The sequence below is a fragment of the Runella zeae DSM 19591 genome, from assembly GCF_000423565.1.
Lineage (GTDB): Bacteria > Bacteroidota > Bacteroidia > Cytophagales > Spirosomataceae > Runella > Runella zeae.
Window position 1 is genome coordinate 133,539 of sequence record NZ_AUIF01000010.1, and the last position, 14,820, is coordinate 148,358.

At 41.3% G+C, this 14,820-nt stretch carries 14 protein-coding genes; 10 read left to right on the top strand and 4 right to left on the bottom strand.

The genetic code is table 11. From position 1 onward, the window contains the following. Positions 1-56 precede the first annotated feature (56 nt). Both rfbB and galE read right to left on the bottom strand, forming a co-directional pair. A complete protein-coding gene (gene rfbB, locus G563_RS0102655; RefSeq protein WP_028663936.1) occupies positions 57-1,112 on the bottom strand; it encodes a dTDP-glucose 4,6-dehydratase in 1,056 nt (351 codons plus the stop codon). 23 nt (positions 1,113-1,135) lie between these two features. Further along, positions 1,136-2,149, bottom strand: a complete 1,014-nt coding sequence (gene galE / locus G563_RS0102660) for a UDP-glucose 4-epimerase GalE (RefSeq protein ID WP_028663937.1) — start codon at positions 2,147-2,149, stop codon at positions 1,136-1,138. Positions 2,150-2,243: 94 nt separating this feature from the next. On the opposite strand from galE, the gene G563_RS0102665 reads away from it, so the two are divergent. Next, on the top strand, positions 2,244-3,101 hold the full coding sequence (locus G563_RS0102665) for a transglutaminase-like domain-containing protein (protein ID WP_028663938.1): 858 nt from the start codon (positions 2,244-2,246) through the stop codon (positions 3,099-3,101). Here G563_RS0102665 and G563_RS33560 read toward each other — a convergent pair. Beyond that, a complete protein-coding gene (locus G563_RS33560; RefSeq protein WP_051210718.1) occupies positions 3,098-3,736 on the bottom strand; it encodes a 4'-phosphopantetheinyl transferase family protein in 639 nt (212 codons plus the stop codon). The genes G563_RS0102665 and G563_RS33560 overlap by 4 nt on opposite strands. Positions 3,737-3,893: 157 nt before the next feature. On the opposite strand from G563_RS33560, the gene G563_RS0102680 reads away from it, so the two are divergent. The 6 genes from G563_RS0102680 (at position 3,894) to G563_RS0102705 (ending at position 11,150) form a co-directional block, all read left to right on the top strand. Further along, a complete protein-coding gene (locus tag G563_RS0102680) occupies positions 3,894-4,802 on the top strand; it encodes a WD40 repeat domain-containing protein (RefSeq protein WP_084650740.1) in 909 nt (302 codons plus the stop codon). A 70-nt stretch (positions 4,803-4,872) separates the two neighbouring features. Further along, positions 4,873-6,258, top strand: a complete 1,386-nt coding sequence (locus tag G563_RS0102685) for an MATE family efflux transporter (protein WP_028663940.1) — start codon at positions 4,873-4,875, stop codon at positions 6,256-6,258. Between the two features lie 73 nt (positions 6,259-6,331). After that, on the top strand, positions 6,332-7,081 hold the full coding sequence (gene uppS, locus G563_RS0102690; RefSeq protein WP_028663941.1) for an undecaprenyl pyrophosphate synthase: 750 nt from the start codon (positions 6,332-6,334) through the stop codon (positions 7,079-7,081). 46 nt (positions 7,082-7,127) lie between these two features. Further along, on the top strand, positions 7,128-9,773 hold the full coding sequence (bamA, locus tag G563_RS0102695; protein ID WP_037325821.1) for an outer membrane protein assembly factor BamA: 2,646 nt from the start codon (positions 7,128-7,130) through the stop codon (positions 9,771-9,773). A 75-nt stretch (positions 9,774-9,848) separates the two neighbouring features. Further along, a complete protein-coding gene (locus G563_RS0102700) occupies positions 9,849-10,469 on the top strand; it encodes an OmpH/Skp family outer membrane protein (protein ID WP_028663943.1) in 621 nt (206 codons plus the stop codon). Positions 10,470-10,475: 6 nt separating this feature from the next. Beyond that, a complete protein-coding gene (locus G563_RS0102705) occupies positions 10,476-11,150 on the top strand; it encodes an OmpH/Skp family outer membrane protein (protein WP_028663944.1) in 675 nt (224 codons plus the stop codon). 215 nt (positions 11,151-11,365) lie between these two features. On the opposite strand, the gene corA is transcribed toward G563_RS0102705, so the two are convergent. Then, positions 11,366-12,346 (bottom strand): magnesium/cobalt transporter CorA, encoded by a 981-nt coding sequence (corA, locus tag G563_RS0102710; RefSeq protein WP_229598428.1) that lies wholly within the window; start codon positions 12,344-12,346, stop codon positions 11,366-11,368. A 148-nt stretch (positions 12,347-12,494) separates the two neighbouring features. Here corA and G563_RS0102720 point away from each other — a divergent pair, with 148 nt between their 5' ends. The 3 genes from G563_RS0102720 (at position 12,495) to G563_RS0102730 (ending at position 14,783) form a co-directional block, all read left to right on the top strand. Then, positions 12,495-13,055, top strand: a complete 561-nt coding sequence (locus tag G563_RS0102720; RefSeq protein WP_028663946.1) for an RNA polymerase sigma factor — start codon at positions 12,495-12,497, stop codon at positions 13,053-13,055. 62 nt (positions 13,056-13,117) lie between these two features. After that, positions 13,118-13,735: a hypothetical protein gene (locus tag G563_RS0102725; RefSeq protein WP_028663947.1), complete on the top strand. Its 618-nt coding sequence runs from the start codon at positions 13,118-13,120 to the stop codon at positions 13,733-13,735. Beyond that, a complete protein-coding gene (locus G563_RS0102730; RefSeq protein ID WP_028663948.1) occupies positions 13,710-14,783 on the top strand; it encodes a hypothetical protein in 1,074 nt (357 codons plus the stop codon). The genes G563_RS0102725 and G563_RS0102730 overlap by 26 nt, the downstream gene beginning before the upstream one ends. Positions 14,784-14,820: the final 37 nt, after the last annotated feature.

Consider the following 14,820-nt stretch of genomic DNA (forward strand, 5'->3'; position numbering starts at 1 on the left):
AGGTGCGATTGCTCGCACCTATTTTTGTTTTATGAAGTATTTTTATTACCTTATAATCAACGGTTTACATACATTCCTTCATAATATTTCTGGTAATTTCCAGAAGTAACATTATCAAGCCATTCTTGATTGCTTAAATACCATTCCACGGTTTTAGCCAGCCCTTCCTCAAAAGTAACTGAAGGTTTCCATCCCAACTCATTCATAAGTTTAGAAGGATCGATAGCATAGCGCAAATCATGACCTGCACGGTCAGTGACATAGGTAATCAACTGTGCCGATGTACCTTGAGAACGACCTAATTTTTCGTCCATGATATTACACAAGAGGTGCACTAAATCAATGTTTTTCCACTCGTTACAGCCTCCGATATTATAGGTTTCACCATTTTCACCTTTATGAAAAATCAAATCTATCGCTCGGGCATGATCTTCCACATAGAGCCAATCCCTCACATTTTCGCCTTTTCCATACACTGGCAATGGTTTATTGTGACGAATGTTGTTAATCATCAAAGGAATCAATTTTTCGGGAAAGTGGTTGGGGCCATAATTATTAGAGCAATTTGAAATCACTACAGGAAGTTTGTAAGTATTATGATAAGCTCTTACAAAATGATCAGAAGAAGCTTTGGAAGCCGAATAAGGAGACCGAGGGTCGTATTTGGTAGTTTCCACAAAAAACTCCTTAGGGTCATGAAGCTCCCCGTAAACTTCATCGGTAGACACGTGATAAAACCTTCTACCTTCTTCTTTGCCTTTCCAAGCTACCCGTGCAGCATTGAGTAGATTAACAGTCCCGATGACGTTGGTCAAGACAAAAGCCATCGGATCAGAAATAGATCTATCCACGTGTGATTCGGCAGCCAAATGAACTACTCCCGTAAAATCGTGCTCTTTAAATAGATTTTCGATAAAGGCAGCATCCGTAATATCCCCTTTCACAAAAGTATAATTAGGCGCAGATTCAATATCGGTCAAATTAGCCAAATTGCCAGCATACGTAAGGGCATCTAAATTGACAATCTGCACATCCGCATATTGGGTAACAAACCGCCGTACTACATGTGAGCCAATAAATCCAGCTCCACCTGTGATGAGTATTTTTTGCATATTTTTAAATCAATATTTCTAGTTTATTTTGACAAACGCTGTTGCCATCTCCACGCATCGCGCAAAGAATCTTCCAAAGTTTTTTCGGCTTTCCAGCCCATTACTTTTTCTGATTTGTCTACTTGGGCGTAGATTTGTTCGATATCACCGGGGCGACGTGGCCCAATTGTATAATTCAATGTAAGATTATTGACTTTTTCGAAGGTCTGAATAAGCTGCAAAACTGTCACTCCTTCCCCAGTTCCTACATTAAAGACATCATAGTAATCCTCTGTATCCACTCCCGCCAACAGCGAAAGGGCTTTTACATGGGCTTTAGCTAAATCTACCACATGGATAAAATCACGAATGCAAGTACCGTCAGGGGTATTGTAATCACTGCCAAATACTGTCAGCTTTTCGCGAAGGCCAGCCGCAGCTTGGGTCAAGAAAGGAACCAAGTTGCTAGGAACTCCCCTAGGAAGCTCACCTATAACAGCCGACTCGTGCGCTCCGATAGGATTAAAATATCTCAAAGCAATTGCTTTTAACCCTGCTTTAGAAACTACCACATCTCTGATTATATCCTCACAAATACGCTTAGTATTTCCATAAGGAGAGGCTGCTTCTTGGCGAGGTGTGGCCTCGGTCACGGGTAGAGAATCGGGCTGACCATACACTGTACATGACGAGGAAAATACAAAGTTTTTCACCCCAAACTCGCGCATAATTTTGAGTAGCAGGACGGTCGAGCCTAAATTGTTTTCATAATACATCAACGGTTTTTCGACCGATTCGCCCACGGCTTTGCTTGCCGCAAAATGAATCACTCCCGCCAATTGCTCCTTTTGAAAGATTTGGCGTAGCGCCTCGGCATCATTGCAATCTGCTTTGTAGCAAACCACCGATTTTCCAATAATGCTTTGGATACCCTCCAAAACTTTTTCTTCAGAATTGCTAAAATTGTCGATAATAATTGGCTCAAATCCTGATTGATAGAGCTCAACAACTGTATGGGAGCCAATAAATCCAGCCCCGCCGGTAACTAGAATTTTCATGCAGTGTGTAGAAAGAATGAGTGACAAAACTATAAAATTTGGGTGCTGAAAAAAAATTGTTTTTATTTAAAGCTCAGAATAGCGATACAATCTCATGAAAGAGCAAGAAATCAAAGCATTAGTTTCTCTTCTTGACGACGACGACAAGGAAGTGTCGCGATTGGTAGAGGGGGAAATCAAGAGGCAAGGTGAGAAAATTATTCCTTTTTTGGAAAATGAGTGGGAAAGTGCAAGCTTTAACCCTGCCGTTCAGCGCCGTATAGAGGAGTTAATTCATGAATTGCAATATGAACAAACCCTCGAACGACTCGCCCTATGGCATCAAGGTGGGGCGATTGATTTATTAGAAGGTCTGTGGATTGTGGCTACCTATCAATACCCAGACTTGCCTTTTGAAAAGCTAAAAAAAGAATTTGAGCAGTTTTATTATGAAACATGGCTTGAGTTTAAAGTAGATATGCACCCTATAGACCAGATTCGGGCTTTAAACCATGTTTTTTTTACTAAACTAAAATTTGGCTCAAACACCAAAAGCTTTCATTCGGCAGGCAACTCTATGCTCAATATAGTACTCGACACCCGAAAAGGAAACCCCATTTCGCTTTGCTGTATTTATATGATTATAGCCCAGCGGCTCAACATGCCAGTATATGGTGTCAACTTACCCAATCTTTTTGTGCTTACTTACAAGCAAGATAGCATTCAGTTTTATATCAATGTGTTCAACAAAGGCCTGGTTTTTATGCGGTCTGATATTGACCACTATATTGCTCAACTTAATATCAAATCCAATGAAACATTTTATCAGCCGTGTAGTAATCTTGATATTTTGAAAAGAGTTTTGCGAAACCTTGCACTTGCTTTTGAAAAAACCGGCGATAGCGACAAAATCAAAGAAATTGAACGGATGTCTGCTATTTTGAATGAGCCTTTGGAAGACCAAACGCTTTAGACTGCTAACACTCCTACAAAGTCCTCCATTTCAAACCGATGCAAGCGATAATAATATCGCTGTGATTGATTACGGTGGCATATATATCCTTCCCAAAATTCGGTTTGGTCAGTAAAATCATGTATGAATATCTCTTGTTTAAAACTCAATTGCTTGGTGCCATATAGTTTATAAATAGCCTCTTTGGCGCACCAATAAGTACAAAGTTTCCTAAAATCAGTCAAAGCGTACTTTTCTTCTTCTTCCGACAAAAATTTGGGTGCGACTCGCAAAAGCTTTGGCGCAACTCGCTCTAAATCTACGCCCAAAGGTGCCGAAAATGACAAGCTCGCCACTACATATCGAAGCGTGTGGGTAAGCGAAATTTCGGCTACACGATTACGCAAATGTGGTTTTCCATACTCATCTTTAACCATACCTTCATAGTGAAGCCCTTGGTTTTGGACTAAAGCTTGCATAGCCCGGCGCCCCGTCAACCACTCAAGTTGTTTTTGGGGATGTGAAATAGTCATGTACTCTTGCCACTCCTCCGAGGTGACTACAATGTCTTGTTTTAGGGTTTCGATATTTTCGGCGATTTGCCAAACTAGAATTTTACAATCCTCAAAAACGCCCCACTCACGAACGATAGGCATAGAAGCAATGTTATGATTAAATTTGCGCAAAAATACCCAAATAGCATTTGATAGCGAAGTAATTTAGAAAAGCCGTCAAAATCAGCATTCTATCAGCCAAATTTGACTGATTATCAAAACTATACCTTTGTGCCATTTTCAATAGAAAGAGACAACAATGATTCAAGTCCAAAAAATAGATACCTTTTCGGGGCATAGAGACAGTGTATATGCCCTCCAGCCCACCTTTACAGCTGAGCGTTTTTTTTCGGCAGGAGGCGATGGGCTTGTGGTGCAGTGGGACCTGACCCGCCCTGATTGGGGAGAAGTGGTGGCACAAGTGCCCGCCTCCATTTACGCCCTTTCGTATCACGACCTTACAGGGCATCTATGGATAGGCCAAAATTATGAAGGGATACAAATTATCAATCCTCAAAATAAGCAAATTATAAGCTCTATCAATCTCACCAATGCCGCTATCTTCGACATTCAGTTTTTTGAGGATAAAGCATTTTTAGCACTTTCTGATGGGATTCTGTTGGTTTTGGATCAGGTTCATTTAGCAGTACGCAAACATATCAAAGCCAGCACCCAAAGTGCCAGATGTATTGCAGTAAATGCCTCTTCAAGAGAAATAGCCGTCGGCTATAGTGATCATTCTATTCGGATATTTGATACAGACGATTTTTCTCTCAAATACACATTACAAGCTCATACCAATTCTGTATTTACGGTTTGTTATTCGCCAGACGGCCAGTTTTTATTGTCGGGTAGTCGCGATGCTCATCTCAAAATTTGGGGAGTAAAAAACAACTACGCACTTCATCAAGATATTGTAGCGCATTTGTTTGCTATCAATCACATCGTATATAGCCCCGACCAACAGTGGATTGCCACTTGCAGCATGGATAAGTCTATCAAAATATGGGAAGCCGATACTTTCAAACTCAAAAAAGTCATCGACCGTGCTCGTCATGCTGGGCACGGTACATCAGTCAATAAATTATTGTGGACGGCTTATGAGCAGCAGCTTGTTTCGGGTAGCGACGACAAACGAATTTCGGTATGGTCCATAAAAAGTTCGTAACTTTGTTTTTCAAACGCTCATCCATTCTCTTAACTCTATATTTCTGAGCGCTTTATTTTGACAGCCAGCCATGAAAAAATTTTTCCAATTATTATTACAAGCCCTTAAAGGAGAAGAACAAGAGTATACTACAGGAAGTATCAACCGCGCCATTTTTCTATTGTCTGTGCCCATGATTTTGGAAATGGTCATGGAATCATTGTTTGCAGTAGTAGATATTTTTTTTGTTTCCCAAATCAATACCAATGCCGTAGCCACAGTCGGGCTTACAGAATCTGTGCTTACGCTCGTTTATTCAATAGCGATTGGCCTCAGCACAGCCGCCACGGCGATTGTATCTCGTCGGATTGGGGAGAAACAATTGGCAGAAGCAGGTCATGCCGCAGCACAAGTAATCTTGGTCTCGGTGATATTGGGGGTTGTCGTAGGAATTAGTGGCTTTTTAGGTGCTGAGAGTATCCTAAGAGCCATGGGCGGTAGTGAAGAGCTTATTGCTTCGGGTAGCAACTTTACCCGTATTATTTTTGCAAGTAGCCCCGCTATCATTTTACTATATACTCTCAGCGGAGTACTTCGTGGTGGTGGCGATGCGGCTGTGGCGATGCGTTCGCTCTGGATTGCCAATGGCCTCAACATCGCTTTATGCCCTTTATTTATCTTCGGGTGGGGCCCTATTCCAGCCTTTGGCGTAGCAGGGTCGGCGATTGCGACCACTATTGGTCGCAGTGCAGGGGTCTTGTATCAATTATCTGCTTTGGCAAGTAGCAAAGGCGCAGTCCAAGTCCTGAGGTCTCAACTACGACCTGATTTTGCAATCATTCGCAATCTCATAAGTGTAGCAGCAGGAGGTACGGGGCAGTTTATTATTGCTTCGGCAAGTTGGGTATTTCTGACCCGTATTTTGTCAGATTTTGGGCCCTCTATTGTCGCAGGTTATACCATTGCTATCCGCATTATTGTGTTTACGATTTTACCTTCATGGGGTATGGCCAACGCCGCAGCAACCCTTGTAGGCCAAAATTTAGGAGCCAACGAACCCAGTCGTGCTGAAACATCGGTATGGCGAGCCGCTTTTTTTAATTTTTTATTTTTGGCGGCAGTTGCTATTATCTTCTTTGTATTTGCAAAACCAATCATCTCGTGGTTTAACAATGACCCACTAGCAGTGGCAACGGGGGTCAATTGTTTACGCATTGTATGTCTTGGGTATTTGTTTTTTGCTTACGGTATGGTCATCAGTCAGTCGTTTAATGGAGCAGGCGATACCCTTACACCTACCCTGATGAATTTGGTATGCTTTTGGGCCATCGAAATACCTTTAGCATACTTACTTGCAAAAAAATTAGCATTGGGACCCGAAGGTGTTTATATTTCAGTAGCTTTTAGTGAATCTCTACTAGCAATCATTGGAGTTATCCTGTTTAAAAGAGGAAAATGGAAAATGAAAAAGGTTTAATGCTTATGCCAAGAGCGTATCCTTTTGAATCACTGATAATTTCTCTAACTTTGTTGCCCATTTTTACGTGCGAATGAAAGAACAAATAGACCGTACTAAACTCCCTCAACATATCGCCATCATCATGGATGGCAATGGTCGTTGGGCCAAACAGCGTGGGGCTATGCGAGTTTTTGGACACCGCAATGCCATCAAAGCTGTAAGAGAAGCTACCGAAGGCTGTGCTGAATTAGGAGTCAAATATTTGACATTATATGCCTTCTCCACCGAAAACTGGGGAAGACCTGAGGCCGAAGTAAGGGCTTTGATGGAGTTGCTTGTATATACCATTGGAGATGAGCTACCTACATTGTTAAAAAATAATGTAAAACTTGATTCTATCGGCAATACAGAAAGTCTTCCTTCTTCTTGCCAACGCGAACTTAATCAAGCAATAGAACGCACCAAACACAATACTGGCCTTAACTTAATTTTGGCTTTGGGATATAGTGGTAAGTGGGATATTGTACAAGCTACTCAGCAAATCGCGCGTAAAGTACAGGCTGGGGAATTGCGCCCAGAAGATATTACTGAAGACTTATTCAATACTAAACTAAATACGGCAGACCGTCCCGAAGTCGACCTTATGCTTCGTACAGGTGGCGATCATCGTATTAGCAACTTCCTTTTGTGGCAACTTGCCTATGCAGAGCTTTATTTCTACGACAATGTATTTTGGCCAGACTTTCGTCGTGAACATCTTTATGAAGCCATCCTTTCATACCAAAACCGCGAACGCCGCTTTGGAAAAACCAGTGAACAGATTCTAAGTGAAGCGAAATAAACCCCTTCTTTTTGCGTTATACCCTGTGGGAAAGAACCGTGAACCTATGAAAAAATTCAACCAACCTGCCAGATTAGCAATTTTCGTTGCTTTGTTAGTAAGTATTGCTATATCTGCATCAGCCCAACAATTAGGCTTGGGAAGTCGTCTTACTCCTTCCACCTCCACCCAGACCAACGAGGATTTGCTTAGTTATGCTGCTCCCAAAGACTACGTCTTGGCAGAAATTATCGTAACGGGCAATCAATTCCTTGATCCTAACTCCATGATTTCGATGTCGGGTCTGAGAGTAGGGGATAAAATCAAAATCCCGGGCGATGCTATCACCTCAGCCATCAAGAAATTGATGGATCAAAAAATCTTAGAAGATGTTGAGATTTTGGCTCGAAAAATAGAAGGCGACAAAATTTGGTTGGAATTACGAATCAAAGAACAATCTCGTTTGTTCAAGGTAACATTTGATGGCATTCGTAAAGGTGAGCAAGAATCTTTGAACGATAAAATCAAACTTCCTAAAGGACGTATCATTTCCAATACTATGGTGAAAAACACACAGTTGGCAGTGAAACGCTTTTTTATGGACAAAGGCTTCTTGAATGTAAAAGTCAAAATTGCCCAAATCGCTGATACCGCACGGGGCAATGCCACCCTCAAGATATTTGTCTCAAAAGGACCCAAAGTAAAAATTCGTCAAATTGTATTTAATGGTAGAGAAGAAATCTATGAGCAAAAACTTCGGAATAAAATGAAAAGTACAAAACAAATGCGTTTTGGCCGTTTGTTTACTCCTTCCAAGTTTATTCCCAAAAAATATGACGAAGACAAAGAAAAGCTTGTTGCTTTTTATAATAAAAATGGTTTTCGAGATGCTACCATCATCTCAGACTCAATCATTCATAACCCCGACGGCAAAACAATCGATGTAGTTCTCAATATAGAAGAAGGCCCTAAGTACTACATAAGAAATGTGACTTGGGAAGGCAACTATCTCTACACCGATGAGCAATTGGGGAGAGTGTTTGGTCTTAAAAAAGGTGATATCTATAATCCCGAAGAAATTCAAAAACGCTTAGAGGCTAATCCAGGACAAGATGTAAGTTCACAATATATGGACGACGGCTATCTTTACTACAACTGCCGTCCTGTCGAAAAAGCCGTCGAAGGTGATTCGATTGACATTGAAATGAGGATTTTTGAAGGAAAGCAAGCTACTATCAACAAAATTATCCTTAACGGAAACACCAAAACGAGCGACCACGTAGTAATGCGGGAGCTGTTTACGTTGCCTGGGCAAAAATTCAGTAAAACGGAGATCATCAATACCAACCGCCAATTAGCCCAGTTAGGGTATTTTGATGCCGAAAAAATCGGAATCAATCCTGTCCCCCACCCCGAAGACGGAACCGTAGACATTGAATATACAGTAGAAGAAAAACCAAGCGACCAAATTGAACTTTCTGGTGGCTGGGGTGGCTACATCGGATTTGTAGGTACATTGGGATTAGTGTTCAACAACTTCTCCACCCGAAACATCACCAACCTTAAAGCATGGAAGCCTCTTCCAGCTGGCGATGGCCAGAAGCTCGCCGTCCGATTCCAAGCTAGTGGTCGTCAGTTTCAGACTTATTCTATTAGTTTTACGGAGCCGTGGCTCGGAGGTAAAAAACCTGTCACTTTTGGAGTTAACTTGAGCCGGACGGTGTATCGGACCGTCGATCAATTTAGTTTATATACTCGCTCTAACGGTAAGCTCGAATTTTTGGGTGCTTACCACAATACTGGCGTAACCATATCTTTAGGAAAACGCCTCAAAGTACCCGATCGCTTCTTTGTGTTGAGTTCAGCTTTGTCGTATCAGAGATACCGTATGGATAGCCTTGATTTATTTGGTATTGGTTATCCCAATGGTGTATCAAACAACTTGACATTCAACCTTACCCTTTCTCGCAATACCATTGACAACCCCCAATTCCCTCGCTTAGGCTCTTCTTTCTCCTTGAGCGGTACTTTTACCCCACCTTACTCCGCTATTACGGGACGTACGAGCTTTACTACCAATGAAGATCGCTACAAATGGGTAGAATACCACAAGTGGATGTTTGATGCTAGTTGGTTCCAAACTGTAGCAGGCAAATTGGTTTTGAGTACACGTGCACACTTAGGTTTCTTAGGAAGATACAATAAAAACCTATCCATTAGTCCTTTCGAACGATTTGTGTTGGGTGGCTCTGGATTAGCTGGCTATGGTATGTTTGCATTAGCGCAAGACATCATCGGACTCAGAGGCTATACAGACCGCTCGCTAGTACCAATATACAATACCCTCAGCGCAACCGACGCAGCTCAAAGCACTACCTCTACCTTGACAGGTGCATCCAGCCTTGGGGGGGTTGCATTTAGCAAGTACGTCATGGAGCTTCGCTATCCACTCTCACTCAATCCTTCTGCTACTATTTTCGGGTTAGTATTTGCTGAAGCCGGTAATAACTGGGGCACTGATGCGCCTCAAAAAAAATACAAAGACTTTAATCCCTTTGATCTTAAACGTTCGGCGGGGGTAGGAGCTCGTATTTTCATGCCAGCTTTTGGACTTATCGGGATCGACTGGGCATATGGATTTGATGCCGTTCCTGGCCAAACCCAACGGAGCGGACCTCAATTCCACTTCACAATCGGGCAACAAATCAGATAAAATAGAGATTTGGTATATTCGCCATTGGCATCCAAAACCAATGGCGAATCTTTATATCCAAAAACCAAAAGAAATATGAAAACCCGTTGGCTTTTACTACTTTTGCAGTTCGTTTTGATAACGCACTCATTATCAGCCCAAAAATGGGGCTATATGGATTTGGAATACATCACCAGCAAAATGCCTGATTATCAAAAAGCTCAATCGGAATTAGACAAATTTTCGGATAGATGGGCCAAAGAAATTCAGGATAAATATGCCGAAATAGATAAACTTCAACGCTTGTATCAAGCCGAAGAAGTGTTGTTGACAGATGATATGAAACGTAAACGTCAGCAAGAAATCATCGATAAAGAAAAAGAAGCAAGAGAATATAACAATAAAATATTCGGTTTTGAAGGAATGCTATTTCAGAAGAAAAAAGAAATCATCAAACCCATCACCGACCAAGTATACAAAGCTAGTGAGCGCGTTTGTCGTCAGCGGAGACTTGACTTACTTGTAGACAAATCTAGCAATTTTGTAATTATTTATGCCAATCCTGTTCATGATTATACAGACTATGTATTAGAAGAGTTGGGGCTAGGTACTGACAATAAAAATAATAAAACCACCCCCGAAAACGTTAATACGCCTGCATCCAAACCCAATACCACAAATACTCCTAATAACAAAACAATCAAACCAAAACAGTAAATAAAAATGAAAAGCAAATTGATCGTGGCTGTTATGGCCATTCTAGCTTTAATCGGAAAAGAGACCCAAGCACAGCAGGCCGCCGCCCTCAAAATCGGTTGGACCAATGTAGATTATATCTTGTCTGTTTTGCCAGAGAGCAAAAAAATCCAAAACGAGCTCCAAATTCAGCAGCAACAAATCGAAAAAGTGATGCAGGAAAAATCAAAAGAGTTTGAAGACAAGTATAAAGCACTACAACAAAACGCTACCAAATGGTCGGAGATTATCCTAGCAGATAAGCAAAAAGAACTTCAGCGTCTTGAGCAAGATTTCCAAGAGTTTCAACGCACTTCACAAGAATCTTTGCAAAGAAAACAACAACAGTTGATTCAACCAGTATTGACCAAAATCAATACCGCTATTGATGAAGTAGGAAAAGAAAACAATTATACCTACATCCTCAACATGGACGGTGGTGCTCAAACTACCCCTATCATTTTGTATGCTGGTTCTGATGACTTAAATGTAAGCAACCTTGTGTTGAAAAAATTGGGGGTAGATCCCGCAGAAGTTGAAAAACAACAGAAAGCCGCTGCTGAAGCTGCCGTTCAACAATTGCAACAACAGCAAAAGCCTACAACTCCTGCTACCAACCCTGCACCAGCTAACAAGCCTGCAACTCCTGCTAAGAAAAACTAATAAAGGTATTACCTTAAAGATAAAGAGGCTGTCTCAAAAGTAACAGGTTACAAAATATTCTTTGGTTTCAACCTCATCCCAACCCTTCTCCTGCCAGGAGAAGGGCTTTCAAAGTCCCCATCTCCAGAAAGGAGAGGGGGATTTAGGGGGTGAGGTTGAACAGAGACCGAAGATAATTTGGTGATACTAGGCTTTTGAGACAGCCTCTTTATCTTTTAAATCCAATGCTTTCGCTTAAAGAAAAACCACATACCCGCCATCGAAAAGGCCATCAGCAGCAGTGAAAACCAAAAGCCATAAGGATGAGAACTGCTAGGTAGTACGGTATAATTCATCCCAAAAATCCCCGCAATCAGCGTAGGGGGCATAAAGATGATAGTAAAGACCGTAAATATTTTGATAATCTGGTTTTGCTCAAGGTTAATCAAACCCATAAAGGTATTTTGAAGATACTCCAATCGCTCAAAATTGAAAGTGCTGTATTCGAGCAAAGAACTAATGTCTTTCAACACAATCCGTAATCGTTCTTTTCTATCTTCTGGAAAAAACTGACTACGCAAAATCCCCGATAATACGCGCTGCTTGTCGATGATAGTCTCTCTCAAAAGCATGGTATTTTCTTGCATCATATTGATTTTCAAGAGGATTTCTTGCTTGGCTTTTTGTTCGCGGTTGAGGTCCTTACTGATATTAGAAATATCGCGCGACAAGCCTTCCAGTACATCGGCATCGCTTTCGATACGGGTCTCAAGCAACAACAACAGCATATCTACTCCGCTTTGGAAGGTTTCTTGACTTACCTTCATCTTCCGAACTGTATCCGCAAAAGTCTTAGAATCGCCGCTACGATAGGTAAACAAAACCCCCTCCCTAATCAAAATAGATACTGGATAAATCCCGTAGCCATCAGCATTGATTTTTAAGAAATTTGAGTTGGCATTGATGGTATTGTTTTGCTCAAAATACCGCGAACTACTTTCAATCTCCACAATCTCTTGGGGTGTCTGAAAACTAATGTCACATTTGGTTTCTACCCATTCTTCTTCTTCTTGAGAAGGCGACTGCAAATCTATCCATAAAATAGCCTTCAAATGGCTTATTTCGCGCACATCCGTCTCACGTTTGATCTGCTTTCCTTCACGATAATATATCCTGACCATACCACTTACTACTTCATTTGTGCCAAAGTTAGCCAATTGCTTTTAGGATTTTACGCCGATTTTGTAGATTTTGTACTGTATTTTGTAAAATGCTACCAAAAAAATTGTCAAAACATATATTTTTTTTTGATGTAGATGCAACATTCCTTTTTGTTCATTGTCATTACACTGAAATTACAGCCAATTGGAACCTAGACTTTACATAGACAAACACGTCGAACTCGTAGAACGCTGCAAACAAGGAGAACGAAAAGCTCAGTATGAACTATACAAGCTTTATTCAAAATCCATGATGAACGTGTGTATGCGGGTGGTCAACCACAATGGAGAAGCCGAAGACGTACTACAAGAAGCATTTTTGGATGCTTTTAGCAATCTTCATTCGTTTAGAGGGCAGTCCACGTTTGGGGCGTGGCTGAAGCAGATTGTGGTCAATAAAGCCATCAATCACCTTCGACAACGAAAAATGCAACTCGTAGACATCGAAGGCTATGGCTCTGGCGATAATGACACCGACATTGCCAATGAGGAGTCTTTGGATGAGGAAGGTATTCAAATGGACGTAGAACGTATCCGCCGAGGAATCGAACAGCTACCCGAAGGATATAGAATCGTGCTTTCTTTATATCTCTTTGAAGGGTATGACCACGAAGAAATCGGGGAGATTTTGGGAATCAGTGAAAGTACCTCTCGTACTCAGTACATGCGAGGAAAAAAGAAATTATTAGAAATGATTAAACATTAGTGAGACGTAGAGCGTCTAAAACATACGACAAGCCTTTTACGTTTCCACAAAATACCAATACAATGAAAGATAAACTGCAACGATTCGTCAGAGACAACCGCGAGGCATTTGATGTGCATGAGCCTTCTGATGACCTTTGGAGTCGGTTGAGTGAAAAATTACCCCAAATCGAAAGTTCAACAATTAGTGAAGAAAATACCATAACTAACACAACTCCTCAAAAAGGAGGTAGCGATTCGTCTTTCTTTACTAAAACTTGGAAAAATTTGAATTGGCGTATTGCGGCTTCTATAGCCTTGGTCATGGGCCTTGGATGGATAGGATACAAAGTAAACCAAACGCCTTCCATACCGACAGAGGTAGCTTCTTCTACTTCCACAGACTATGCCAAACAAGTCAGTCAATATACCCATTTGATAGACACTAAACGGGCCGAACTGCGGCAAATGACCCAAAGTGACCCCGCCTTATACAAAGAATTTGCAGTGGAATTGGATGAACTTGAGCGCTCATACCAAAACCTGAAAGCCGACCTTCCCAAAAACCCCAATCAAGAAACGGTGATTCAGGCTATGATCCAAAACCTGCAATGGCAGATTGATTTATTGAACCAACAGCTGGATATTATCCAGCGCATCAAAAGCAAAAACAACCATGCAACCAATAATAAACTCACATAAGTACAATAACCTTTGGCTGACGGTCATTGTGTTGTTGCTCACTTTTGCTGCCCATTCCAAAGAATCGGGCAATATCGAAAAGAAAAAATCGGTCATCAAGATTTATGATGTATCAGCCAAAGACAATCTAAACATCGAAAATCAGTTTGGGCAAGTAAAAATCAACCTTTGGGATAAAAACGAAGTGCGGATTGACATCAGCATTACGGCCAATTCCAATACTGACGAACGCGCCCAACAATACCTCGACGGCGTAGAGATTGAAGATAAAAAAGACGGGAATCAAATTTCGGTTCGGACTATTATCCGAAAAAATGGAAGCTCTAATTGGAGCTGGAAAAGTGGCAAGGGTGAGAAAAATTTTGTCCAAATCGACTATCAAGTATCTATGCCCAAAAACATGCCTCTGAATGTCAAAAACAAATTTGGTGCCACTAACATCCCTGTTTTCAAAGCTCCACTTACCGTAAAATCTGAACACGGCAGTTTTAGAGCTGACGAACTCGTAGGTAGTAGAAATGATATTGACGTTTCGTTTGGTAAAGCCGAAATTCAGCAATTAATCAACGGAAACCTCGATATCGCTTATTCTACCTTAGAACTTGACAAAGCCAATAGCATCATACTTAATAATAAGTTTGGCAAAATGAAAATTGGGGAAGTTGATAAGCTTGACGGACGCATTAGTTATTCGGGGGGGCGCATCGGATTGCTCAAAGGTTCTAGCAAAATCAAACTGGATTTCTCTGGGGGTTTTCGTATAGACCAGCTCAATCAATCGGCTGATAATGTGGACATTCAAGCCAACTACTCATCGGTAATTATGCCTCTCGAAAGCAACGAATGCGATTTTGATGTCACCGTAAGCTATGGTGGATTTAAGTACCCCACCGACCGCAAAATTACATTTACCCAAAACGACGACGAACGCAAAGACAACGAACACCGTGGTCCTCGTATGACCAAACAATACGTAGGTAAAATCGGTAAAGGCAATGGTACGAAAGTAAAAATTGTGTCGAGATACGGCGAAGTAAGTTTGAGATAGTTTTTTGAAAAATATCAAAAAAGCCTTCCTTTTCAAA